The organism is Acinetobacter sp. YH12069 (genome assembly GCF_013419675.1).
GTDB lineage: Bacteria > Pseudomonadota > Gammaproteobacteria > Pseudomonadales > Moraxellaceae > Acinetobacter > Acinetobacter amyesii.
Map to the genome: position 1 here is coordinate 277,134 of NZ_VOZS01000002.1, position 23,994 is coordinate 301,127.

Below are 23,994 nucleotides of genomic sequence, written 5' to 3' on the forward strand. Positions count from 1 at the left end.
AAATCTTGTCATTTCGTATTCCGCGTCACCATAAGCACAAAACCTAGACATCCCTTTCAAAACCACGTATAACTCCGTTTTTCAATTTTTGGCTGTGTGACCGTGAAACTTGTTCTTGCGCCGATGGAAGGCTTAACCGATCCAATTATGCGAGATGTGTTGACGCATGTGGGGAGTTTTGACTGGTGTGTAACCGAGTTTGTCCGTGTCACGGACTCTGTCCTGCCCGATCATATTTATCATAGCTATTGTCCTGAACTAAACAATGAAGGCAAAACTGCAGCAGGAACACCGGTTCATGTGCAGTTCTTAGGTAACAATCCCACTATGCTCGCGGCAAATGCTGTACGCGCGGTAGAACTTGGTGCCCCTGCGATTGATATGAACTTTGGTTGTCCTGCAAAAACCGTCAACCGCCACCGTGGTGGTTCAGTTCTGCTAGATGAACCTGAAGTGGTGTATGAGTTAGTCAAAGCTGTGCGTGATGCTGTTCCGAGTCATATTCCTGTATCGGCAAAAATGCGTTTGGGCTATATGGACCGTAACTTCACTATGGAAAATGCGCATGCCATCGAAGATGCCGGAGCTGCATGGGTTACAGTCCATGCGCGAACCAAAGCCGATGGTTATACCCCGCCTGCCTTTTGGGATCAGTTGCAACCCATTCGTGAAGCATTGAAAATCAATGTGATTGCCAACGGTGAAATTTGGAATAATGCCGATGCCAAACAGTGCCAACTCGAATCTGGTTGTGAAGACCTAATGATTGGTCGTGCTGCGGTGACCACTCCTGACATTACACAGTGTATCCGTCGTAATACGGATGAACCGCTGATTACATGGCATGAACTACTTGGATTACAAATTCGTTTCTTAAATGGCACGTATAAAAAAGAAATGAATATGGTCGGTCGTTATAAACAATGGCTCGGCATGATGTCTAAGCACTATCCAGAAGCCAAAGTCCTTTGGGATGAAGTAAAACGTGTCAAACCACTTGATGAAATCGTGCAAAAACTCAAAGCCGGTATGTAAGTTTTAAAGCACATCGCCCAATATGAAAACGAAAAAGTGTGAAAACACCTATCTAAGCGTAGCCGCAGAGCCTTTGATTATACCTACAGTGTTCAAAGGCTTTGTTGTTTGGCAAACTCTAAAATTGCGTCGATCTCATCTGCCAAGAACTCTTTAGGATGTTCCGAAGTCGGGTTCATCACCAAGCTTGCGCCTTTGGTAATCGCAAATAATTTTTCAGCACTGATCATGACAAACTCTGCATCTGCACCAACATCCTGTTGTAGCATCTCAAGACTCAGAAAGAATGGAATGGCTTGCTCGCCCTGCTCCGTTTCCATCAATTGAAAATGCAGATGCTGCTCAGCATCACGCTCACCCAAACAATACACTTGGCTAGCTAAAAGTTTCTGATAAAAGTCTTGGTATTGCTCAGGATGATCTAAAGTCGATTCATAAAGATGTTGAAGCGTGTCGTTCATTGTTATTGTCCGTCTATTTTTATCAGTCAGATACTGTTCACAATCCACAGCATACAGGAAGTTTATGAATTATGCCGTTGATTTAAATCTTCAACATGCTGTCGATTTGTTTTCCACGATTTTTCTAAAATTTCTTTTTCTAAACGCAACTGAATTCGTTTAAGTTTCATTTCAGAGAGCACGGGTTGCTGAAAAGTTTGAACATAGTCCCCCCAAGCTGTACCCCGAAAAACATTCGACGGCATCTCTGTTTTAAACACCGCTTCAGGCATAAAAACAATCACAGAATGCATATTGTCTTTATCCACAATATCGCTCAACACCTGTTCTAACACTTTCATATGTTTATAATTTTGGTGAATTGGATTTTGAAATTTAAAACTTTTTTTATAAATCTTTTGCGTCCATTGTTTTTGTCTCTCACTCCCAAAAATCCAGCCCTTATAGTTTTTAGTTTCAATCACAAACACACCAAATGGGCCTAACAGAAGATGATCAATTTGTGTCGTAGCTCCCTCGCCATCTGGTAAGGTCAAATCATTTAACAATATATAATGGTCTTTCAAATAAAGTTTGACATGAACGGCGACAGCAAACTCCCCCATTTTCCCCTTTAAATAAGGTTTAAATGCTTTGATTGCCCCCACAATCAGTAACAATGGAATTAGCCACCAAAACGTCGAAATGAGGGGGGCAAAAATTTGAGAAAGATTCATTGATTTGATTCATTACTTTAAATTACTGATGTTACCCACATAAAAGTAATTTCGCATTTTTAAAATGATTTTTAAGCCTATTCGCCGGAGTCTTACATCTAGGGTTTAAATAAAGGGATTAGCCTTCGGCTGGAGGTACTTTTGTTTCGGCAAAATGAGAAGCGAAGCTTCGCAAGGAAACCATCTTGCGGAGCAATGCTCCTCACCGCAAAACTCGTTCACCACCGTCAAATTATTCAAAGCATCGCAAAAACATTTTTGATTATGCGGCATCCTGTCTCAAACACTTGCGGATGACGTTAACGCGTATCATTCTTTCTTTGAAGCGAATTGTGCTTTGATGTTACTGCGTAACATCAATTAAATAAGTATATTTTCTATTTTATTGTAATTTATCAATTTTTAACAATATTTCTTTATTTTCTAGACCGCCCGCAAAACCCACTAATTTTCCATTTGCGCCCACGACACGATGACAGGGTGCAATAATTGAAATTGGATTTTTACCATTGGCTGCACCGACAGCACGTACGGCTTTGACATTGCCGATCTGCTCTGCAATTTGTTTATAGCTGCGAGTTTCTCCAAAAGGAATCGTCAGTAAAGCTTGCCAAACTTGTTGCTGAAATGCAGTACCTTCAAAGTCAAGCGGCAGGTCAAATTGCTGTCTTTTACCTGCAAAATATTCATTTAATTGCTGTGCAGTTTTAAGCAAAATCGGATGTTTCAGATCTTCAACCAAAGCCGCCAATCGCACACGATTTGGATTTTCATTTTCCCAAAGGACAGCCACCAATGCGGTTTCATGTGCAACAAGTTTTAATTGTCCAACGGGTGAATCTAAAAACTGATAAGAAAGTTGCATGAGATACTCCAAGCTCAAAAGCGCAGCACTTCATTATTCAGGAGGACGATAATTTCATCAAGACCAGTCCTGAAATAATCAGTACTGCAGCTAGCATGCGCATGGCATTGGCAGGCTCACCCAATACAACGATGCCGAGGATAAATGAACCCACTGCACCGATGCCTGTCCACACCGTATAGGCTGTACCCAGCGGTAAGGATTTCATTGCATAAGACAATAAAGCGAAACTTGCGATCATGAAAACGATGGTCAAAATACTTGGCGTCAGTTTGCTAAAGCCTTCAGAGACTTTCATACAATAGGCCCAAACCACCTCAAGCAATCCCGCTACAATTAATAAAACCCAAGCCATATTTTTACCCATAAAAAAAGCACAGAGGTCAATGACCGCTGTGCTTTAAAACATATTAACTTGAAGATAATTTCATCAAGATTAGACCAGAAATGATCAGTACTGTGGTTAACATCCGCATAGCAGTTGCAGGCTCACCGAGTATAAACACCCCCACGAGGAAAGAGCCAATCGCGCCGATTCCAGTCCAAATGGTATAAGCCGTTCCTAGAGGCAACGTTTTCATGGCATAGGCCAATAAACCAAAGCTCAGGATCATAAAAAATAAAGTGACTAAACTTGGGCCAAGTTTTGTAAAGCCTTCTGAGAGCTTCATCGAATAGGCCCAAACGATTTCAAAAATACCAGCGAATACCAGAACAACCCAGGCCATGATGCCTTCCTCCATATTAGTAGAGTCAGGTCGTCCTGACGATTTTTCTTACTGGCTTTGAACAAAGATGTAAGGGAGGTCGTTCCTCCGAATATTGTCTCAGTATAGCAAATATGCTGACTTTTAGTGCAGTCTTTACATTTTTTGACCAAATTCAGGGCGTTATTCAGTTGAGTAAAACTCTAGTGCAGATGATTTGCGCCAAAACATAGCATGTCTGTTCAAAGGACAGATTCAGAAATAAAAAAGGCATCACCAAAACCTGTTGATGATGCCCTCTTTATTTGGTCTATTCGCCGATTAGAACTTCAGACGTACACCTGCGCCATACCACCATTGCTTTTCACTTCCATTTTCAGCTTGCCATGCCGTATGCTGATTTCCTTTTTCATAGCTGTAAGCAACATCAATAAAGGGCATCAGCTTTTTATTGATTTCATAGCGTGTTTCTAGCCCTAGCCATACAGAACTGAGTCCTGTTTTTTGTGCATAGGCAGAATCATCACTCAGCACCACATCTAGGTTCAGATACGGTTTTAAAATCAATTTTTGCGTCAGCAGCAGATCACGTTCGGTTTCTAAAGAAAAACTGACCTGTTTATCTGCACCAAGATATAAATAAGCATCGGTTTCAAAGAAATAAGGTGCCAGACCATGCAAACCCACCACAGCATCTAACTGTTCTTTGTCCGTCACTTGATGTTCATCGACCCGATAACGTGCGCCAATTTGCGCATCCCAAAAGTCGGAGATCATACGGCTATACATCACTTGAGCCGCATAATCTGCATCTTGAGATTCGGCTTTATCGGCATGTAGTTTGATGAAGAGCTTATTTTCATCGGTCCCGATTCGACTCTCAATTTCGGTCTTTAAACGTCCACGACCATCGGCATTATTGAGCCATCGATTGTCGATCTCAGTCGCTTGATAAATCTGTCCACCATGTTCACGCTTATGATCAACAGGATGCTGCGCAGAAGTAGTACGTGACGCAATAGATGATGCATTTGCATGTTCTGCATGTTCTGCATGTTCTGCATGTTCTATCTGGCTCGATTCAATCCCTGTTTGCATCTCTTGATGCGACGAATCAAGTGAGGAATGCGACTCATGTTGAGCTGACATCGGCATGCTGTGATTTGCATCTTGCGCCATGGTCATTTGAGTGACCGATGCCAAAGCTAAACTTAGAACCGTATATGTGCATGGTTTAATGATGTGCATGAGACACCTCCTTTTGCGGTGCAGATGCCGTTTTCGTATTCTCTGCGACATTTGCGACCACAAGTTTATTCATCATCCCTGCAGACATGTGATACAGCAAGTGACAATGAATCGCCCACTCCCCTAATTCATTGGCCGTTAACAGAGCCGTCACTGTTTTCCCTGGCGGCACAATCACCGTATGTTTATTTGGCATTTCAGAAGACATTTGCCCATTTTCCAATTGCATAAACATGCCATGTAAATGCATCGGATGCGCCATCATGCTGTCATTGACAAATTTCAGGCGAATTCGCTCACCATATTTCACTTGTAGTGGTTCGGCTTCGCTAAATTTTTTGCCATTCATGGTCCACATATAGCGTTCCATTGTTCCACCCAAATGAATGACCAAATCTTGCGTCGGTTCACGTGTATCAGGCTGCGGGGTTAATGCTTTTAAGTCACTATATTGCAGTGCCTTATCACCGACAGGAGTAGAAGCATTGGCCCAACCCATAACCATTGCTGAATTTTCAACTGCACGCGTCTCCTCTTTAGACTGTGCATGATCCATCGCTGCATGCGTATCATGTTTCATGGATGAATCCATTGAAGAGTGGTTCATTGAAGAGTGGTTCATTGATGAATGATCCATCACACTATGATCCATATTGGCATGCGCCGTATCTGACATGTTCTGTTTATGAATGTCTGGATGTTGCATAGCAATATGTGCAGTCACTGGGGAATGGTCCATGTCATGTCCCATAGCGGCATGATCATGTGCTTGATTCAGCTGAATATTTGACGGATTGACAGTATGTGCGTTGTGCTCATGAGCATTCGCTTGCTGGATTGCTGAAGTTTGGGTTGAGCCTGTAGTAGTATGTCCCATATTGCTATGATCCATACCTGACATTGAACCATGGCCCATATCTTCCATGGTCAACAAAGCGCGTGGTCGTGCTTTTGGCATACGAATGCCTGAGTGCTGAGGCTGTGTTTCATCATGTAAAGTGCCAATCGCAAATCCTGTCCGATCAATCGATTCAGCTTCAATCTGATAATGCGCAGACTTAGGCTCTACGATCACATCATAGGTTTCCGCAGCACCAATGCGGAATTCATCAACATCGACTGGTTTGACCGCTTGGCCGTCTGCACTGACCACCGTCATTTTGAGCTGAGGAATGCGCACATCAAAAAACGACATAGCCGCAGCATTTACAAAACGAAGTCTGACTTTTTCATTGGGCTTAAACATCCCCGTCCAGTTCTGCTGTGGTGTTTTGCCATTCACTAAAAACGTATAACCCGTGACATCAGACAAATCCGTTTTCAGCATACGCATCTGATTCCACATCGAACGATCTTGCCAAGTGTTTTTTAAGCCCGTTCGTTTAATTTGCGTCCATACATCTGAAACTGTTTCACGTTGATTTTGATAGTATTCGGCAGACTTTTTCAAATTTGCCATGATCTGAGCGCTAGATGATTCATGAAAATCCGACAGCATGACCACATAATCACGTTGCGTCTGTTCATGTACGGCAAGTGCTTGTTTACCTTTCGGATAAATTACCAAAGCGCCATACAATCCGTCTTGTTCTTGGCCTTTGGAATGAGCGTGGTACCAATAGGTTCCGCTTTGACGGACTTTAAATTTGTAAGTAAAGCTACCGTCAGGCTGAATTTCATTGAAACCATTAAAGCCGGGTACACCATCCATTAAACCGGGCAGCAATAGACCATGCCAATGCACTGAGGTATTTTGTTTTTTGAGCTGATTATGCACATGGATGACCGCATCATCGCCTTCTTCAAACTCCAGTAATGGTGCTGGAAACTGACCATTGACGCTGATTTTCTTGACCGCTTTACCAGTCAAATTGATGGTCTTTTCATCAATATTCAGATGATATTCTTTAATGGCTGCAAACGCCCACGTTGGTGACAGCAGACATACCCCGAACACGAGGCCTGATTTAAATAAATTAGACATGACTTAACCTTTATAAAATAACGAAAAAACGTATTTAATACTCAGGTTAAGCTTGCGGAGGTCTTAGAATTTCTTGCCAAAAGCCTTTTAAATGCTGTCCAGCAAAAATGAAACGAGGAGGTTCTGCATAGTGATGCACATGGAAGGTCTGCAATGCGACCAAGGCGCTATCGACATAAGAGGTACTGATTTGGCAATGTGCGAGTGTACAGTCCTGACAGTCTGTACTTTGTGTTGTTGAATGATGCACCTGACCATCTTGCAGTGCAGGTGTCGCATCTAAAGATTGATGACAATCCATCATTGAAATGACTTCAGGTGTCGTCTGCTTACCATGATGTGCTGCATGCTCAGGAGCAGCTTGCCGCTGATTTTGATGGCAATTTGCCATATTTGAATGTGAAGGATCAGTATGTGCTGCATGAACTGATGCCTGATGGGCATTCGTAGTCATCATTTGTTGATGTTGAAAATTTTGCTGTGCACTGACCACACTGCTCCACCCCATGACAAACGCCATGAGCCAAGCAAAGCCAAGATGCTTACGCAAAAAATTGAACAATTTAGTATCCTAATTCAACCCAATGATGCACTGTGACAACATGTCCCTATTAACACATCTTTAGAAACATCACGCGATCAGCTCAGCTGAAATCCGCGAAACACCACGATGATGTTATTTACGATTCAAATGCAATTACATGACATTCGTATCAACATGACATGCAGCTCGACCGATTTATCCATCATGAACGATACTTTCAGAAATATCTAAAAGCACTATCTAGTGCGATCGATGATGTGTTTTGCCAGTCGCAGCTTATCTCAATTGTTGCTAACAGCATAATTAATTGTGCAGTTATTCACAACAGTTTTAAATTTATTGCGCTGTCATAAAAATCAGCGCATAACGTCCTGTTAAAACATAAAAGTTATTTTTTAAACTGATTAATTATTTACCACAGATTAATAAACATACAGTATTTCAAACACTTTTCCCCATAAAAAAAGGACTCAATTGAGTCCTTTTTATACTTAATACGTCTAATTATTAAACCATTGATGCACAATCGTTTATAATTTATTCAAGTTATCCATATAGTTATCTACACAGATATCCATACGGTTATCCATATAGTTATCCACAAGCCATGAATAACTTATACCCAAAGGCTTAAGCCTCTTGAGCATGCACTTTTGCCAACTCAGAACGCATGTCATCAATCACAGCTTTATAATCAGGCTTACCAAAAATCGCTGAACCTGCAACAAACATGTCTGCACCGGCTTCAGCAATGTCACGAATATTGGCTGGAGTAACACCACCATCCACTTCTAAGCGAATATCACGACCTGAAGCATCAATAATTTTTCGTGCTTGACGCAGCTTTTCCAAAGTCATTGGAATGAACTTTTGACCGCCAAAACCAGGGTTCACACTCATCAACAAGACTTGGTCAACTTTATCTAAAACATAGTCTAAATAATGCAGAGGTGTCGCAGGGTTAAATACCAAGCCCGCTTGCGCACCACCAGATTTGATTAACTGTAAAGAGCGGTCAATATGGTCAGTCGCTTCTGGGTGGAAAGTGATGATATCTGCGCCAGCTTCCAAGAAATCACCAATCATACGGTCTACCGGTGAAACCATTAGATGCACATCAATTGGCGCCTTAATGCCGTATTTTTTCAATGCCTTACAAACGCCCGCACCAAAAGTTAAGTTCGGTACATAATGATTATCCATGACATCGAAATGAACAACATCTGCACCGGCTTCTAGAACGTTTTCAACTTCTTCACCTAAGCGCGCAAAGTCTGCTGACAAAATTGAAGGTGCGATTAAGAATGGCTTGGACATGAAAAACCTAGCTTTGAAAAGGGAGTGATTGACGCATTATAGCAAATTGTCCCCCTATTCGCTGCCCACGCCCTCAGTCGTTTTTTCGATACTGATGATTGAGATCTCTATAATAAAAAAACCTAGGATTAACTGATGTTACGCAGTAATATCAGAAGCGAAATTTGATTCAAATAAAAAAACGATACGCGGTAACGTCATCCGCATTTGTTTGAGATAGCACGACTTCTCATCAAATTTTTTTTTTGCAATACTCTAAATAAATAGACGCTAGAGAGCGAGTTTTGCGGTGAGGAGCATTGCTCCGCAAGATGGTTTCCTTGCGAAGCTTCGCATCTCATTTTGCCTAATGAGAAACATCGTTTCGTAAGAGTACCTCCAGCCGAAGGCTAATCCCTTTATTTAAGCCCTAGATGTAAGACTCCGTCGAATTGACTTAAATATCATTTTAAAAATGCAAAATTATTTTTTGCGTGCGTAACATCAGTGATTAATATGGATAAAGATCTCAGGGATAGAAACACAGCGTTGCATATTTAGACTTAACGAGCATCTATGTACTTTGCTAAGTTAAAGGACTGACGGCTTAATAATAAAATTGCATTTATGAAAAGTTCAACACAAATCACCACCGCCCAAGCAGCGCGTGTTGCTAAACGCCTAGTCAATCATTGGAAACATAAATTTGAAGTCAATGAACAGCTCATTGGAGAAAATACTGCATTCAAGATTCAACTACCCTCTGCAGAGGTCAGTCTTTTACCACAAGCTGCTTTTTTAGATGTAGTAATTTCAGCCCAAGATCCAAGTGCAAATCTAGATCAATTGGAACATGTGGTTTTAGATCATTTGATCCGCATGGGACAAGAAGAACTCAGTGCAACATGGCAACGCGAACCGTAGTCTACGTCGCCATATTGTCAAAGCCTTTCACTCAATGCTGATGTGATTGATAATTTCTAACTGCATCAATACGGGCTTTCGTCGCTGGATGTGACTCAAAGAAATCTGTCCAAGATCTCTGATCTTTGGCAGTTTCATCCTTTGCACCTTTCTCTTTTGCTATTTCACCGTCAGCTTCATCTTCCATACGTTGTAAGAAGTTTGCAAAATGTGCCGTTGGAATTTGATGTTTTGAAAGTTGTTTTAAGGCATATAAATCTGCTTCAGATTCAAAGTCTCGTGAGTAACTCGCACCCACCGCAGCCACCGGCAAACTGGTGAGAATGTCAGAGCCATCCCCTGTTATCATCAACAAAATAATACTGATGCCTAAACCTGACAAACTTTGCTGCAAACTATGGCGTTGGACTAAATGCCCCTGCTCATGTGCAAGCACACCTATGAGCTCATAATCATTTTTCGCTAGTTTAACCAACTCATCTGTCACGATAATGGTGTTATTGGGTATCGCCAATGCATTTGCACCGATGCTACCACCACCACGGAATAACAACTTCGCAGGTCGATTTTCAGCCACCAATTGTTGATATTCTTGTTTCAGTTTGTCTTGCCTTGCTTGTGGTAATTTTGTGGGTTCAGTCATATCGATAATATATTTTTCCGCCTGATCCCCCCAACTCTTTAAAGCTGTCTCAGGAAGTTGGTTGGCCACCACATGTGACGCCGCAGGTATGCCCCATTTAATCAATACAAAAGCAAACGCCACCACGAAAATCACACTAAAAATGATTAGAGAAGGTGAACGCTCTAACTTCCAAATCGAATGCAAACGCGACTTTACGTCGAGATTAAACCACTCCGGCAAGGGTTGATGAAACTCTAAACGAGCATCGTCCTTTAACTCGATCACTGGCTGAATATCACCTAACGCTCCAATCAGCGTCATATCTTGATAGGTGTAATGCTGCGTTTGTTCTAGGTCTTGACCATAACGCACAATCACGGCATGTTCCCCATCTGCGCTGATTTGAGCAACAAAGGGTTTTGACACTTTCCCATCATAATAGGTTGCATTCACTACTGATGTTTTCATGTAATTCACCTGTGTTATAAGGAAATATCTAGGTCAAAAATATCGGATAATTCTTCAGCAATTGCATTGTGATCTTGCTGCATTTGATTTTGTAATTGGTCTGGATCATCGACCAACATTAAATGCAAAGATTCCGTCTGATATTTATATAGTCGCACAACTGCCCATGGTGTCAGTAAACCGAGGCTAATCACTTTAGCCAACCAATTACTCAAGACAATCCATGCATAGCGCCATTGATTACAGTCCGTATGAAACTGACTGCGGCTCAACGTGGTGTTATTCCAAGTGGTAATAAAAATACGTGCAGCTGTGAGTGGCCAAATAAACATATAGCCAATCAAATACATACCAAAAATAATGAAGACATAAGATGCGTCATTTAAACCATCTGAACTACCAAACAGTATTGCAAAGATTACTGCCAGCAATGCACCAAAGCCCATAAACAGAAATAAAGGCACATACATGGCACGCATATAATCGCCCCACGTATTATTCAGATTAAATTTCAACTGCCCCAGATACAAATGATTCAGACATTCACGTTTATATAGCCAGACCGCAACTGGTGTAAACAATCCAAGGGTAAAGACAACCACCGCAAGACATTTGACAAAACACCAATACGCGCTTTTATTCGTCCCAGAAAAAAAGAATCGGCTATTACTAAACTTACTGTTACGGGCACGGAAGCGAATCGTAGATCGAATGAGCCAAGGAACCGCAAAGAAGATTAGGACAAAGCCCGCTAAGAAAGCTTCCCAAGAATAATTTATAGCAAAAGAGAAACCACCATAGACCACTAGCGCAATGATTCGCCCGACTAAAATTTTTGTAGGCAAACCGGTAAAGTCAAAACAACGCTGAAACACCCAAGTATTACCGTAAAAATACCGTAAACGGCGGACCTTTGCCCAAGGCGCATAAAGTCCAAGCGTGACAATCGTCAGTAAGATATTCACAATCCAAATACCGAAATATTCAGACGCATTACCTTTAAACCTAAAATGATAATTTCTTCCCAAAACATCAGCCTGTTCTGTCTCACCAAATAGACTCGGTGGATTCATCACGGGCAGCTCTGGCGGAAGCGGCGTTTCCATTTGTGAATTTTGCATAAGTACCCTAAATTATTTTTTTTGGTATGTCGAATTTATTCATTTGCATGGCAATGCTCATCACCATGCTTTATTTATACGTATATCAAAGCAAGCTATGCCTCAATATTTTTAACTACTGGCTTTTAGATTAATGAACTACTGTTTGCAATTGGACAGCGTGAAATTGCAAATGATCATCCATAAAACTTTGAATAAAATAATAACCATGATCATAGCCTGCATGTTCACGCAGTTCGAGTGGCTGCCCAACTTGCTCACACGCTTGCTGAAACAACGCCGGATTTAACTGGCTATAAAATTGATCATCAATGCCTTGGTCAATCAAAATGGCTTTAAACAAAGCCCCTTTGGATTGCACTAAAGCTGTAGCATCATGCTGAAGCCACTGCTGACGGTCTGAACCTAGATATTGACTAAAGGCTTTTTCGCCCCAAGGACACTGACTCGGCGCACAAATCGGTGCAAAAGCAGAAACCGATTTAAACAGGTCAGGATGCTTCAACGCTAAAGTTAATGCACCATGACCGCCCATACTATGTCCGAATATGCCAATCGCACCCTTTTGTACCGGAAATTCAGTCTGTACCAGCGAATACAATTCTTCAGTAAGAAAACGTTCCATTTGATAATGCTCGGCCCACGGTTGTTCCGTTGCATTAATATAAAAGCCCGCACCCTGCCCAATATCCCAATGATCGCCTTGCGCTACCTGTTCCCCACGTGGAGAAGTATCAGGGCTGATTAAAATCAGGCCGAGCTGCGCAGCTAAACGCTGTGCATGCGCTTTAATGGCAAAGGTTTCTTCGGTACAGGTTAATCCAGCCAAATAAAACAATGCAGGACACGCTTGGCCTTGTAAGGCTGCTTCTGGCAGAAAAATACCAAACTTTGTCGTGGTCTTTAGACTTGAAGAATTCAATTGATAAATGCGCTGCTCACCCGCAAAACAGGTATTTCGTTGTACTAATTCCATGATCTTTATCCTAAACTTTTTTGATCTTTTAAGGCGTAACCGTCGTAGCCGGTGCAGTAGTTGTCGGCGGGAACAATCGTTGTTCTAATTGAGGCAACATTAATGCCATGTTTTTCCCCATCGACCACTGCGGTTCAGAAGGTTCGAAACCTTGCGCTGCTTCCCATTTTGCTACAGTCGCTTTGGTTTCATTAAATGCCGCTTGAATACTGGTCTGCTCACGCATCGCCTGATCAAAGAACGCACGACCAAAATAGGTGTATTCAGCTTCATTCGAACAGCCAAAAGACTGTCGATCAGCTGCCGATGCAGTAATGATTAAAGTATTATCATTTTGCAATGCTGGAATAAAACTGCCTGAATAACATGAAGAAATCACGATCACTCGCCAACGAATTCCGGATGCATCCAAGGCTTCTTTTAACCATTTAGGATCGACTTGCGCCAAATCCAAAGGTGCATTTTCCATTTCAAAGACATTCGGTAAACCATGTGAGGTCATATATAAAAATAAGACATCACTTTCTCGGTTCATCTGTTGACCAATACGACGCAGCGCCAACCCCATACTGGTTTTAGATGCCAGCGGAATTTCAGTACGCGTTGCGGGGTTATTGATAAGCTCAACCGAACGCCCATAGGTGCCAAAACGTGTATCAAACTGTTCTTTAATCCGTTCAATTTCCAGTTTAAAGACATCTTGATAACTCGCACCTGCCACCCCTAAGAAGTACCAATGGGATTGGGCAAATTCACCATATTCCACTGCGTCTAAAGATTTATTGAGTAAACGGCTTTGTGCATAAAATGCATCTTCAGCAAAGCTTGGAGGAACTTCTTCAACTTTCCAAATCGGCTGATCTTTGACTGAGACTTGCCACACGACCAAAGTAAATAGCGTCGCACCCATAATCAGTGCACGCTCCCACCATGGCCATTTCAGCTCACGTGAAAACACCCAAACGACAGCCAGACTTTGCCAAACAAATAGAATAATGAATAACGTGGGAATGTAGTCATACAGGAAGTATGGGAGAAAATCGAGATCTCCCAAATATTGAATCAAACATTGAAACAGCATGATGTGCGTATCAAGCACCAACCAGAGCAATGCTGGGACCAACATTAACCGTGGATTATTCACACGTTGTGACAGGAAAATCCCCACGATTAAAGCAATAAATGGCCACAATGCGTAGCTAATGAGACCTTGTGCATTAAATTCGCCAATACGCCCAGTGCTGAGCCAACTAAATAAACTGTTGGCACAACCACCTAAAATCCCCCAAAACACCAATTGTAAAATCGATGGTCGAACGATTTGTAAAGAACGACGAGACCCCAAAAATAACCACATCCCCGCAGTTTGGTTGCTTTTAAAATCATGCCAAAAATTGATGGAGGGTTTGAAATCAATCATAGAGTTCTGATGGTGGCCTTGGCTTGCTTAATTGCACAAATAATTTTATGCCTGATGTCGTTTTTAGCAATGCTATTTTTTAACTATATAACAAATCTTTGAACAATATTGAAGCAAATATCATTTTAAGTCACAAGATCATGTTGGAAATATGCATCAAAGCGACAAGCATCGCCTTGCCACTGATGTTGTGGCTCTTGATTCGCTAAAAAAACCGCCAATCGTGGACGTTTAACCACGACACGTTTAGCAATTTTTTGTGCTAAATCCAGTAAATTATCACCTAAATCCATTTCGCCATCTTCAGGTAACAGCAAATGCAACAATTGCATTTGTTTTTTGACCTGAGCTTGCTTTTTGACGGCTTGCTGGTTTTGGTCTCGCTGCGGAAACATCGGATCGAGATAAACCACATCAAAGATTTGATTGGTCGTCGATAAATTTTTCAAATAGTCTGCCGAATCTGAAAAGACCAATTCAATTCGAGCCACAACCGAACTTAAAAACGCATCTTGCTGCGCACGTTGATGTGAGTCTTCCAATAGGGTAAATAAAATCGGATGACGTTCCACAAGGGTCACATGCGCACCCAAATGGGCCATCAATAGACTGTCGTGCCCTAGCCCTGCGGTTGCATCTACAAGCTGTGGTTTTTCAGCCAAATTACACGCACGTGCAATCATCTCAGACTTTAAGGATGCTCGCTTTAAACGTCCCACTTCTGCTTTCCAATCGGGTTGCATCTTCATGCCATTGGCCGCTAACCACAAACCATCTGCATCGACACACAAACTAAGTTCAGGGTTTAAACGTAAAAAACGCGCGTTTAATTTTTCAATCAATTCAATATTTACAGATACACCACGTGAAGAAAGCACAGCAGAATACTGCTGTGCTTTCTCATGAAACTCTTGTTCTGTGTATAAGCGGATTTCGCTTACCATAATTTCCAGCCTGTAAATGCGAACAATAAAATCAATAAACCTGAAACAATTCGATACCACGCAAAAATCATGAAATCACGTTTTGCCACATAAGCGACAAGCGCACGAATTAAAATCAATGCAGAGACAAATGAAACGATTAAACCAACGGCGATCACAGTCCAATCTTGAGTGCCTTGAAATACATCATAGCTTTGATATAAATCCAGTAAACCTGCACCGACAATAACAGGAATACCCAAAAAGAATGAAAACTCAGTGGCTGCTTTACGAGAAACACCCAAGAACATAGCACCAATAATAGTTGCACCTGAACGTGAAGTCCCAGGAATTAAAGATAAAACTTGAATTAAACCAATCCAAATCGCATCTTTAATGGTTAAATCTTCTACTTCTTTGGCACGCACCTGCGGTGGATTTTTTTCGATCCAAATAATGATCAAACCACCGATAATCAACCCCATAGCAATCGCAATGTTATTGAACAGCAGCTCTTTCACCGTCTGACCAAACGTCAAACCAATCAACACGATTGGAATCGAAGCGAGAATTAAGCCAAAACCTAAACGGCGACCTTTTTCTTCACCCGTCACCATACCGGTTGCTGCGCCCCACAGGCGGCCCCAGTATTCATAAATTACCGCAGCAATCGCACCCATTTGAATCGCGATCACGAAAACATCACTTTTTTCTTTGGTCCAAAAGTTCATTAATTCTGAAGCCAGAATTAAATGCCCTGTACTTGAAATCGGTAAAAATTCGGTAATACCTTCAACAATACCCATGATTGCCGCTTTGAGCAGCAGTAGAAGATCCATATATAACCCTAATTATGGCTTGCCTTGTTCTGAAATTTTCTTCCAGGCGTTATCTCGTAAATATACGGGCAATGCAAGTTCAGCACTCACCCATGCTTTTCTTTGCGCCGCTTCGCGGGCAATAGTAGCAATATCTTGTGCTGTTGCACTTAAGTCTTTGTATTGTGTTTGTTCTGATTGAATGAGCTCACTACCAGAACCCACGACAGTAAATTTGATCTGTGGTGTGGCATCTGCGTAACTTAATAGTTGTTCTTCATCTACAGCCTGCATAATGCCATTGGCATCGAGTTGATAGCTTGCGATATACACTTCTTGCATGCGAGCATCAAGGACTGCTGTTACTTCAGTCAAACCATGTAGACGATGCGCCGCTTGAGCCAAAGCTTGCAAAGTCGAGACTGGAACAACAGGTACGTCATTGGCCCATGCCAAAGCCTGTGTTACCGCTGCATTAATACGAACACCACTAAATGAGCCAGGCCCACGACTAAATGCAATTGCATTTAAATCCGCTAACTCAATAGCAGTTTGATTAAGCCCTTGCTCAATCATTGGGAGAATGGTTTGCGTCTGCGCTTTTGCCCGTAAATCGAGTTGAAAATAAAGCTCTTGAGTTTCATCTACAATCGAGACGGAACACTGCTCATTGGCAGTTTCCAATGCCAGTAATTTCATGCGCAACCTTAATTAAATTTAATCTTAAAAAACGTTGAATATGATACTCCACTCCATCGCAGTTCGCGAGATGTTCCACCTCAGACACAGCGCTTTCTGTATTTAATCTATAAAAAAAGCCTCGACAAACGTCGAGGCTCTTTTGCTTGCCATATATAGCGCTCTAAAGTTCAGCGACTTCGAGTTGAGTAAAATGTTTAAAATGAGCGGCATAGTGCATGGCACTCATTTTTAGACGTGCTTCCGCTTGTTCATCTAAAGTCTTAACAACTTTACCCGGTGACCCCATCACAACAGAGTTATCCGGAATCACCTTCCCTTCTGGAATTAAAGCATTTGCACCAATGATGCAATTTTTACCAATCACAGCATGATTTAGAACCACGGCATTGATTCCGATCAGACTATTATCACCTACGGTACATCCGTGTAGCATGGCTTGATGCCCAATCGTGACATAATCACCAATGATCATTTCAATGCCCGCATCGGTATGCAGCACCGCATTTTCTTGTACATTGGTAAAATCACCCAGTTTGATACGACTATTATCCCCTCGGATGACGGCTCCGAACCAGACACTCACTTCTCGGCCTAATTCAACTTGGCCAATGACCGTTGCATTTTCTGCAACCCAACCATCCCAAGGTTGATGCGTGGCTTTCGGGCTATATCCTTGAAATTTGTACAACATGATCAAACATCCTATTTTGACTTTCTAAATAAAGGTTTATGGCTCACGGCCCAAATGAAATGAAGGAGAATTTAATAAAAAAGGCCATTCTTTTTGATAATTCAGACCATATTGAAATAAGGAAATCAACATCCGTGCAGTCAAACCCCAAACGATTTCGTTTTCGACTCTTAAACTGGGGAAATATAGTGATTGCTGGGCAAAACGAACTTCATACGGCGTTGGTGGCGTTTCTAAAAGCTGTCTTAATGATGCAAAAAAAATACGGTCAATTTCAGTGGGTTGAGGTATCAAATTCACATCAGGCGGGATCAACCCCACGATCGGCTTAACCAACATTCCATTCCGTGCTTTTTGCATCGGTAAATCACCCAAAAGCTGCACATCAAATGGATTTAGAGCAGTTTCTTCTTGAGCTTCTCTTAAAGCCACCACGATATTACTGGTGTCTTGGGCATCACGTTTGCCACCGGGAAAGGACACTTCACCTGCATGATTATTCATATAGAGTGAGCGACGGGTCAATAAAATACGTGGATTATCTTCTTGGGTAATCGCAATCAATACAGCAGCATGCGCAGGTTGAATACGCTTAGAAAAACGTAAACTTTGCTGCAATCGCTGAGTCAATAAACCCTCATCCATCCACATTACATCCTTATAATTATCTTGTTTTCATCATAGCTGAATTTCGGCCAAGCTGGTTAGAAATGATGCCAAAGTTTTATTTTTAAGTTATTCTGACGGTTCACACAATCCATGACGATGAATATGAACTTTTGCTCAAACTGCGGACAAAAAACAAAAGAAGCGATCCCGCTTGGAGATCATCAGATACGCCGTATTTGTACCGTATGTGGGTTTATTCATTATGTGAATCCTAAAGTCATTTGTGGTGCTTTAGCTGTTTGGGACAATCAAGTTTTACTTTGCCGTCGTGCAATTGAGCCACGTTATGGACTGTGGACATTACCCGCTGGCTATATGGAACTCTATGAGACAATGGAGCAAGGTGCAGCGCGTGAAACTCGCGAAGAAGCCGAAGCAGAAGTCAACATTGAGCAACTGTATTGCATGTATAACATTCCCCGTATTGGGCAAATTTATGCCTTGTTCAAATCTGAATTAATCAATGGAGAATTTGGTGCGGGTGATGAAACCATTGAATCTCGATTGTTTAGTGAAGAAGAAATTCCATGGGATGATTTAGCCTTTCCAAGTGTGGAAAGAACGCTGCGGCATTATTTTGCTGACCGTAAAACAGGTCAGTTTGAGATGCATCTCGAAACCCTCGGTACGCGACTCGATCACACAGGTTAATTTGCAGATATCTTAAATAAAAAAGCCCATCATAGGATGGGCTTTTTTATTTAACTTATATTTGACGATTATTTTGCCTTGATGGTGTAACAAGGGGCTAAATCTAAAGAAATATCACCACCGCTTAGCTTCGCCGTTTGAGCAGCAGCGGTATCATTTGGATTTTTTAAACTATAAATATAACTAAAGCTGGCCAAACTATTCCCCCATTTCACCACTTTATTATCCGAATCCGTCAAAGCAACGCCAGAGGGACGCGTGCCTGCATTGGCATTGATCATATTGTGTAACTGCACTAAAGCACCGCCCACAACCATTGAGGTGTCCGCAGATGTTTTCACACTTGAGTTCATTCCAATCAGCGCGCCATCAAGCGTATGGAAATATGGGTCAGCTAAAATCATACGAATCGAAATGGTATTTGGATTGATATTTCCTTCAGGTGTAAAAGTACGGGTTGTCGTTCCGATACGATATTGCTGTACACCTTTTTCATCTTTCATTAGCAGTGGATCGAGCACATCTTTTCCGCTACAGCCTTCCGTCGCGTGTGTAGACAAATCGACAATTTGGCTATCTTGACGAGTAAATACATCGTCTGGAACGCCAGATTTTATATTTGTGCGAATATCACCATTACGGTCAATCACCACACCCAATTTCACTGTTTTAATCGAAGTATCGGTAAATTTAAAGGTTAGATCTGCATACAACGGGAAGATATAATTTTGTCCAGTAGCAACATTTTCAACAGACTTAAAGACTTTTTTGTCTAAATACGATAACGGATAAAGCTTGTATAAATCCATCGTGCCTTTAAATTGCACTTGGTTAATGTTTTGCTCCCATAGGCCTAATTTTTTCTTATCATCGGCCGTCAGAACATAATCATCTTTTTTAGCCATTAACGTTTTATATAAACTTCCACCCGTACCGACCACCATTTTGTCGGCAAGTAGCGTCCCTTGTTTAATAATCAGCGGGCCAGAGTTGGCTTCTTCTGCATCAAAACGGAAACCCAGAATGCCAGGTTTATCAATTTGCTTGGTAAGCGGATCAATCCAATTGTCCTGTGGCGTTGCTGTTAAACGTGTTGGTCGTACCTGCGTCAAGAGCAAGACATTCACACCACCAATAGTACTCAACTGTTGATCAACTTTGCCCTTCCACTGTAAACCACTACCAAATGTCATGCCTTGGCGGTCCGTCATTAACATGAAATGACCGAATAAATTGACTTTTGAACTATCGGTCGGCAAACATTCATTTTTGTCACAGCCCACCAATCCATTTGAACCACTGGCATTGGTAATCACGCCATCAGTTGAAAACAAAGCAAACTCAGGCTGATATACCGCAGCCGTTGAGATATTCATGAGTTTTGAAACTAAGGTAAATGCGTTTTCATTGCTGACTTCTGACAAGTCTAGCCAAGGCGTAAACAGGTTATTAAATTCCGTATCTGAACTGATACTGAAGTCAGCAGTCGCGACATTTCGAGTGATTTGATCAATCAGTACTTTATCTGCATTGTTGATATAAACCGCTTGGATATCTGTAGCTGTAATTGCGCTATTATTTTTCAAAGCCAAGGCTTGAATAATTTTGGCTAAACGCATTGCCACTTTAACCGTTGCGTCGCTATTTGAAATTGTTGCAGCAGGTTTACCTGCGATGCCGGCAGCCAAATCCAATAAGGTCAAACGAGGTGGTGTCGTGCCACTGGCTACATTTGAAATTTGCTTCAAATCCACTTTACCCAAATCAATTCGACGTGATTTTTCACCTTGGACAAAGAAAGTCACCTTATCGCCAATCTTACAAGCACCTGTCGAAACACCTTCTTTTAGATCAAACAAGGTAATGTAGGTATTTTTAACGTCGCTTGAACAATTAAAGTTTAGACCTTCAATTGGATAATCTAAAACGAACTCAACACAGCCTTCGGTATTACTTTTACAAGTACCATTAGTCGTACTGGTATCATAAATTTCAGGATTCACATTTGCACTTTCACCGCCACAGCCACTGAGCGCTGCAACCAATGCTGTTAAGGCAAACGGTAATAAAATTTTATTTTTCATCCTAATTCTCTTTCTTATGTCCTTAACGGATTGCTGTTAATTTAAGTTGGCCTTGATTGGTTAATACACGACCATCGACGTCAATTGCTGTTGCTAAAGGCGTTAAGAATAAATACTGGCTACCTTTAGGCACTTGAATCACGCCTTCTATTTTTTCATGATAAAGATGATCCGCTTCACCTTGGTTATTTTTAAATCCACCTGCGCCTTCCATGACACAGCCATTTCTGTCTAAAAATACCGCAAATGGCCAATAAAATGTAGGACTTTGTACTTTGGATGCAAATGAATGTATACGAATATTTTGTAATGGTGATTTTAGTTTTACGACTTCATAGTCAAATTCGTCCGACAACGGTGCTCGAGGCCATAAATTAATATCTTGAGCTAAGTCGAGCTCTTTGGCTTTCTTCATTTTTTTATTCGAAAAACATTGCTGACCTAAACCTTGAATGGTGTCAGCTTGTGAGACCCGATAATACGATGTGGCTAAAGTGATTGGGCCTGTATCTTCGGGTTGATTGCGTTTAAATAAATTATCAATGACGGAGCGACTGACACCTTTTTCACGTTCAATCGTTTGCATCCGCGTTTGCCCCATCTTGCTGTCAATAACGCCTTCGGGCATGGTGTAAAAGCGCTTTTTGCCTTCTAAGTTAAACTCTTTATCTTCCAGATATTCATTATTGACATACTTTTCACCGGCCATGGTCGAAAAACCTTGCTCTTGTTTTACCTGAGTCGATTGTTTTGAAGGATTATTTTCTAAGTTTTCACCTGAAGATTGTACGGATTGATCAGTGCTGACTACTTTCTCAGCAAGGATCTTTTTCTCGACGACAGGTTTATCTTTTTCAGCTAGAACTTTGGACTGATACGCATCACGAGGTTGGGTTAGCTCTGATTGCTGTAACTTCTCTGTCCATGTTGTTGAAGGTAAGACTTTTGCTGAAGTATCTGACGCTTGTACTGACTTTTCAGATTTGGGAACGTTATCACCTGAGACGTTTTTAATTTTATCTACTGTGACAGCTTTAATTTCATCCCGTTTTTCCGGCTCACGTACACTTAAACGTTGAGACTTCAGTGATTCAACAGTCTGTGCTGTTGGACTCGTTTGACGCGTCATCGGTGTCTTGGTTTGAGACGGACTAATGCTTACAGATGGTTGAGTAACGTGTTGCTGTACAGATGGTGAATCAATCATTTTAGCTATAGAACTTTCTTTGGGTTTCTTTACAGCTTTTTCTTGTATTTGTACCACCATTGGGCGCCCATCCGGCCCAATAATGGTATGAAACGCCCCGGCATAGGCATACGACACTTGCACCACAGACAGTACAAGTAACGCGTTTATGAATAAAATCCTTTTCATTCTGTTTGCTTATCCTACCAACGAGTTCTGTAATTTAATCCTAGGATGGTGATTTTCGTATCGGTTTTTACATTCATTCCAGCATATGGGTTTAAAAGTATGTTATTCACACCGGTTAAGTTTGCCAGACTACTACCATTCGCTGGAATATTATCTTTACTGCGTAAAAAGCCGATTGATAAATCTAGATCCGTATCTGCATCAAAACGATATCCAATCCCCATACCAAAGAGTTGCGCACCATTAATTGGTACCATGGTATTTCGCTTACCGTCAGGAATAGAGGTACTCCGTGGTTCATAGCCTGCACGCAATTTCAAACGATCTGTTGCTGAATATTCAATACCGATGCCCCAGTTCCAAGGCGACGTAAATTTCAAAGGTAAGGCCAAAGAATTATCGGTCACATTTTCAGATAATAATTTTGCAATTTTCAGCGCTGAAATTTGACGGTCGAATTCAAAACGGAATTTGTCCCAAGCACGATAATCGGTCCAGCCCACATCAAAATTGATTTGTAAATCAGGCATAACCTTATATTTGATCCCCGCCTGTACATGCTGTGGATATTCAAAATCCATCGAAACCAAACCCGACTCCGAGTTTGGCACAGCATTTGGGAAACCTAAAATTGCAGCTAAAATTTGACCTGTTGGTGATGACATTAATCCCTTAATCATCTCCTGAGGTGCTTTCGCATTTTGTATGCGATAACGACCTTTCATGCGCATTTTCGCTGCACTTTGGTACACCATACCAAAACTAAAATCTTCGCGTGGCTCCCACAAAACCCCTAAGTTGTAACTTGGGCTCAGTGACTGCTCTAAAGCCAATTCCATCTGACCAAATTTGCCAAATGGATTCATCCCTTCTTCGGTATTACACATCCCCAATAGCAAGATGTCGGTAATAATGTCCGAATTTTCCTTAAATGGTGTACAGACGACTTCATCTATCATCCTTAACATGCCGATCAATTCATTGGGAAATCGCAGGTCAGATTTCAATCCAATGGCTTGATAGGACATCCCCACACCACCACCAATCGATAGCTCATCACTGACTTGATAGCCTACTGTTGGCGATAGATAAGTAATACGCTCTAGAGCAACTTGTTGCCCCATGAAATTACCTGGGTTACCATTTTCAGCACCAAAACCCGCAATCAAAGGTGCATAAACAGCTGATGCGAATGTTGCTTTAGAACCCGGTGGATTGTAGGCAATCCCCATCGTTGGCGCGGCAATGGGTTGTCCAGCACCAAAATCCACCATCTTTTTTAAGACAGGTACATATAAGGATGCATATTCAACATCACCAGAAACCTTATCTTTAAAGTCCGTACAAATATCAGCCGTCACTTCAGGACCATCATTACAGACTAATGGATCATCTGAATAACCAAAAACGTTATAACCCGCAGGAACGGTAAATTCACGTTGAATATCAAAGTTTGCAATGATGCCCTGCATATCTGTTTGCAAACCTTCAATTTTGGTTAATGCTGCAGGGTTAAAATGCACGGCACTAATCCCCGGAGGATCAGCAGTTACTGCATTACCTAATGCAAGTGACCTTACATCAACTGAAAGGTTGGTACCCAATTGTGCAAAAGCAGCACTAGAACAGCCCGTTAAAACGATCGCACTAACAAGTGGGCTGAGTCGAATTTTACGCATACGACAGCCCTC

The 23,994-nt window shown here is 41.6% G+C and carries 24 protein-coding genes; 3 read left to right on the forward strand and 21 right to left on the reverse strand.

Annotated elements, in window-relative coordinates; translation table 11 throughout:
- The first annotated feature begins 102 nt into the window (after nucleotides 1-102).
- The gene (locus tag FTU16_RS01485) at nucleotides 103-1,035 is read left to right on the forward strand and encodes a tRNA-dihydrouridine synthase (protein WP_180162535.1); all 933 of its coding nucleotides are present in this window, start codon (nucleotides 103-105) and stop codon (nucleotides 1,033-1,035) included.
- A 92-nt stretch (nucleotides 1,036-1,127) separates the two neighbouring features.
- Here FTU16_RS01485 and FTU16_RS01490 read toward each other — a convergent pair whose 3' ends face one another.
- From FTU16_RS01490 to rpe, 9 genes are all read right to left on the reverse strand, one after another.
- Nucleotides 1,128-1,496 (reverse strand): SseB family protein, encoded by a 369-nt coding sequence (locus FTU16_RS01490; protein WP_180162536.1) that lies wholly within the window; start codon nucleotides 1,494-1,496, stop codon nucleotides 1,128-1,130.
- Between the two features lie 62 nt (nucleotides 1,497-1,558).
- Nucleotides 1,559-2,212: a nuclease-related domain-containing protein gene (locus FTU16_RS01495; protein WP_180162537.1), complete on the reverse strand. Its 654-nt coding sequence runs from the start codon at nucleotides 2,210-2,212 to the stop codon at nucleotides 1,559-1,561.
- Nucleotides 2,213-2,594: 382 nt separating this feature from the next.
- Nucleotides 2,595-3,077: a methylated-DNA--[protein]-cysteine S-methyltransferase gene (locus FTU16_RS01500; protein WP_180162538.1), complete on the reverse strand. Its 483-nt coding sequence runs from the start codon at nucleotides 3,075-3,077 to the stop codon at nucleotides 2,595-2,597.
- Between the two features lie 37 nt (nucleotides 3,078-3,114).
- Complete coding sequence (gene sugE, locus FTU16_RS01505; RefSeq protein WP_078191206.1) at nucleotides 3,115-3,432, reverse strand: quaternary ammonium compound efflux SMR transporter SugE; 318 nt, start codon at nucleotides 3,430-3,432, stop codon at nucleotides 3,115-3,117.
- A gap of 55 nt (nucleotides 3,433-3,487) precedes the next feature.
- Nucleotides 3,488-3,805 carry a multidrug efflux SMR transporter gene (locus FTU16_RS01510; protein ID WP_180162539.1) on the reverse strand — a complete coding sequence of 106 codons (318 nt, stop codon included), beginning with the start codon at nucleotides 3,803-3,805 and terminating at the stop codon, nucleotides 3,488-3,490.
- Nucleotides 3,806-4,105: 300 nt separating this feature from the next.
- Nucleotides 4,106-5,032, reverse strand: a complete 927-nt coding sequence (locus FTU16_RS01515) for a copper resistance protein B (RefSeq protein ID WP_180162540.1) — start codon at nucleotides 5,030-5,032, stop codon at nucleotides 4,106-4,108.
- Entirely contained in the window at nucleotides 5,019-7,016 is a 1,998-nt protein-coding gene (locus FTU16_RS01520; protein ID WP_180162541.1) for a multicopper oxidase domain-containing protein, read from the reverse strand. The genes FTU16_RS01515 and FTU16_RS01520 overlap by 14 nt, the downstream gene beginning before the upstream one ends.
- A 46-nt stretch (nucleotides 7,017-7,062) precedes the next feature.
- Entirely contained in the window at nucleotides 7,063-7,578 is a 516-nt protein-coding gene (locus FTU16_RS01525) for a hypothetical protein (RefSeq protein WP_180162542.1), read from the reverse strand.
- 612 nt (nucleotides 7,579-8,190) lie between these two features.
- Nucleotides 8,191-8,877, reverse strand: coding sequence for a ribulose-phosphate 3-epimerase (gene rpe / locus FTU16_RS01530; RefSeq protein WP_078192356.1), 687 nt, complete (start codon nucleotides 8,875-8,877; stop codon nucleotides 8,191-8,193).
- Between the two features lie 606 nt (nucleotides 8,878-9,483).
- On the opposite strand from rpe, the gene FTU16_RS01535 reads away from it, so the two are divergent.
- Entirely contained in the window at nucleotides 9,484-9,780 is a 297-nt protein-coding gene (locus FTU16_RS01535; RefSeq protein WP_180008546.1) for a DUF2218 domain-containing protein, read from the forward strand.
- Nucleotides 9,781-9,811: 31 nt separating this feature from the next.
- Here the strand turns inward: FTU16_RS01535 and FTU16_RS01540 are convergent, their stop codons facing one another.
- The 9 genes from FTU16_RS01540 to FTU16_RS01580 form a co-directional block, all read right to left on the reverse strand.
- A complete protein-coding gene (locus FTU16_RS01540) occupies nucleotides 9,812-10,873 on the reverse strand; it encodes a M48 family metallopeptidase (protein ID WP_180008548.1) in 1,062 nt (353 codons plus the stop codon).
- Between the two features lie 14 nt (nucleotides 10,874-10,887).
- Nucleotides 10,888-11,994 (reverse strand): YjgN family protein, encoded by a 1,107-nt coding sequence (locus FTU16_RS01545; protein WP_180021429.1) that lies wholly within the window; start codon nucleotides 11,992-11,994, stop codon nucleotides 10,888-10,890.
- A gap of 130 nt (nucleotides 11,995-12,124) precedes the next feature.
- Nucleotides 12,125-12,970: an S-formylglutathione hydrolase gene (gene fghA, locus FTU16_RS01550; RefSeq protein WP_180162543.1), complete on the reverse strand. Its 846-nt coding sequence runs from the start codon at nucleotides 12,968-12,970 to the stop codon at nucleotides 12,125-12,127.
- A gap of 28 nt (nucleotides 12,971-12,998) precedes the next feature.
- Nucleotides 12,999-14,390, reverse strand: a complete 1,392-nt coding sequence (locus FTU16_RS01555) for a C13 family peptidase (RefSeq protein WP_180162544.1) — start codon at nucleotides 14,388-14,390, stop codon at nucleotides 12,999-13,001.
- Between the two features lie 125 nt (nucleotides 14,391-14,515).
- Nucleotides 14,516-15,334 carry a class I SAM-dependent methyltransferase gene (locus tag FTU16_RS01560; RefSeq protein WP_218948034.1) on the reverse strand — a complete coding sequence of 273 codons (819 nt, stop codon included), beginning with the start codon at nucleotides 15,332-15,334 and terminating at the stop codon, nucleotides 14,516-14,518.
- Complete coding sequence (locus FTU16_RS01565) at nucleotides 15,328-16,152, reverse strand: undecaprenyl-diphosphate phosphatase (RefSeq protein ID WP_078191179.1); 825 nt, start codon at nucleotides 16,150-16,152, stop codon at nucleotides 15,328-15,330. Before FTU16_RS01565 ends, FTU16_RS01560 begins: the two co-directional genes overlap by 7 nt.
- A gap of 12 nt (nucleotides 16,153-16,164) precedes the next feature.
- Entirely contained in the window at nucleotides 16,165-16,830 is a 666-nt protein-coding gene (gene tsaB / locus FTU16_RS01570; protein ID WP_180023100.1) for a tRNA (adenosine(37)-N6)-threonylcarbamoyltransferase complex dimerization subunit type 1 TsaB, read from the reverse strand.
- A gap of 163 nt (nucleotides 16,831-16,993) precedes the next feature.
- Entirely contained in the window at nucleotides 16,994-17,524 is a 531-nt protein-coding gene (locus FTU16_RS01575) for a gamma carbonic anhydrase family protein (RefSeq protein ID WP_078192364.1), read from the reverse strand.
- 36 nt (nucleotides 17,525-17,560) lie between these two features.
- Nucleotides 17,561-18,169: a CoA pyrophosphatase gene (locus FTU16_RS01580; RefSeq protein ID WP_078191182.1), complete on the reverse strand. Its 609-nt coding sequence runs from the start codon at nucleotides 18,167-18,169 to the stop codon at nucleotides 17,561-17,563.
- Between the two features lie 126 nt (nucleotides 18,170-18,295).
- Here FTU16_RS01580 and FTU16_RS01585 point away from each other — a divergent pair, with 126 nt between their 5' ends.
- Nucleotides 18,296-18,844 carry an NUDIX hydrolase gene (locus tag FTU16_RS01585; protein WP_180109467.1) on the forward strand — a complete coding sequence of 183 codons (549 nt, stop codon included), beginning with the start codon at nucleotides 18,296-18,298 and terminating at the stop codon, nucleotides 18,842-18,844.
- A 68-nt stretch (nucleotides 18,845-18,912) separates the two neighbouring features.
- On the opposite strand, the gene FTU16_RS01590 is transcribed toward FTU16_RS01585, so the two are convergent.
- Genes FTU16_RS01590 through FTU16_RS01600 form a run of 3 tightly spaced genes read right to left on the reverse strand, consistent with a single transcriptional unit; the run spans nucleotide 18,913 to nucleotide 23,982 of the window.
- Complete coding sequence (locus tag FTU16_RS01590) at nucleotides 18,913-20,928, reverse strand: hypothetical protein (protein ID WP_180162545.1); 2,016 nt, start codon at nucleotides 20,926-20,928, stop codon at nucleotides 18,913-18,915.
- Between the two features lie 22 nt (nucleotides 20,929-20,950).
- Nucleotides 20,951-22,303 carry a putative pilus assembly protein FilE gene (gene filE / locus FTU16_RS01595; protein WP_180162546.1) on the reverse strand — a complete coding sequence of 451 codons (1,353 nt, stop codon included), beginning with the start codon at nucleotides 22,301-22,303 and terminating at the stop codon, nucleotides 20,951-20,953.
- Nucleotides 22,304-22,317: 14 nt separating this feature from the next.
- Complete coding sequence (locus FTU16_RS01600) at nucleotides 22,318-23,982, reverse strand: OmpP1/FadL family transporter (protein WP_168378502.1); 1,665 nt, start codon at nucleotides 23,980-23,982, stop codon at nucleotides 22,318-22,320.
- Nucleotides 23,983-23,994: the final 12 nt, after the last annotated feature.

Bases quoted from the DNA above. Each gene is read 5' to 3' on its own strand.
- tsaB (WP_180023100.1), bottom strand. From the start codon at position 16,830: ATGAAATTACTGGCATTGGAAACTGCCAATGAGCAGTGTTCCGTCTCG.
- FTU16_RS01545 (WP_180021429.1), bottom strand. From the start codon at position 11,994: ATGCAAAATTCACAAATGGAAACGCCGCTTCCGCCAGAGCTGCCCGTG.
- FTU16_RS01500 (WP_180162538.1), bottom strand. From the start codon at position 3,077: ATGCAACTTTCTTATCAGTTTTTAGATTCACCCGTTGGACAATTAAAA.
- rpe (WP_078192356.1), bottom strand. From the start codon at position 8,877: ATGTCCAAGCCATTCTTAATCGCACCTTCAATTTTGTCAGCAGACTTT.
- fghA (WP_180162543.1), bottom strand. From the start codon at position 12,970: ATGGAATTAGTACAACGAAATACCTGTTTTGCGGGTGAGCAGCGCATT.
- filE (WP_180162546.1), bottom strand. From the start codon at position 22,303: ATGAAAAGGATTTTATTCATAAACGCGTTACTTGTACTGTCTGTGGTG.
- FTU16_RS01540 (WP_180008548.1), bottom strand. From the start codon at position 10,873: ATGAAAACATCAGTAGTGAATGCAACCTATTATGATGGGAAAGTGTCA.
- FTU16_RS01600 (WP_168378502.1), bottom strand. From the start codon at position 23,982: ATGCGTAAAATTCGACTCAGCCCACTTGTTAGTGCGATCGTTTTAACG.
- FTU16_RS01495 (WP_180162537.1), bottom strand. From the start codon at position 2,212: ATGAATCTTTCTCAAATTTTTGCCCCCCTCATTTCGACGTTTTGGTGG.
- FTU16_RS01490 (WP_180162536.1), bottom strand. From the start codon at position 1,496: ATGAACGACACGCTTCAACATCTTTATGAATCGACTTTAGATCATCCT.
- FTU16_RS01575 (WP_078192364.1), bottom strand. From the start codon at position 17,524: ATGTTGTACAAATTTCAAGGATATAGCCCGAAAGCCACGCATCAACCT.
- sugE (WP_078191206.1), bottom strand. From the start codon at position 3,432: ATGGCTTGGGTTTTATTAATTGTAGCGGGATTGCTTGAGGTGGTTTGG.
- FTU16_RS01555 (WP_180162544.1), bottom strand. From the start codon at position 14,390: ATGATTGATTTCAAACCCTCCATCAATTTTTGGCATGATTTTAAAAGC.
- FTU16_RS01560 (WP_218948034.1), bottom strand. From the start codon at position 15,334: ATGGTAAGCGAAATCCGCTTATACACAGAACAAGAGTTTCATGAGAAA.
- FTU16_RS01585 (WP_180109467.1), top strand. From the start codon at position 18,296: ATGAACTTTTGCTCAAACTGCGGACAAAAAACAAAAGAAGCGATCCCG.
- FTU16_RS01520 (WP_180162541.1), bottom strand. From the start codon at position 7,016: ATGTCTAATTTATTTAAATCAGGCCTCGTGTTCGGGGTATGTCTGCTG.
- FTU16_RS01590 (WP_180162545.1), bottom strand. From the start codon at position 20,928: ATGAAAAATAAAATTTTATTACCGTTTGCCTTAACAGCATTGGTTGCA.
- FTU16_RS01535 (WP_180008546.1), top strand. From the start codon at position 9,484: ATGAAAAGTTCAACACAAATCACCACCGCCCAAGCAGCGCGTGTTGCT.
- FTU16_RS01515 (WP_180162540.1), bottom strand. From the start codon at position 5,032: ATGCACATCATTAAACCATGCACATATACGGTTCTAAGTTTAGCTTTG.
- FTU16_RS01565 (WP_078191179.1), bottom strand. From the start codon at position 16,152: ATGGATCTTCTACTGCTGCTCAAAGCGGCAATCATGGGTATTGTTGAA.
- FTU16_RS01580 (WP_078191182.1), bottom strand. From the start codon at position 18,169: ATGGATGAGGGTTTATTGACTCAGCGATTGCAGCAAAGTTTACGTTTT.
- FTU16_RS01510 (WP_180162539.1), bottom strand. From the start codon at position 3,805: ATGGCCTGGGTTGTTCTGGTATTCGCTGGTATTTTTGAAATCGTTTGG.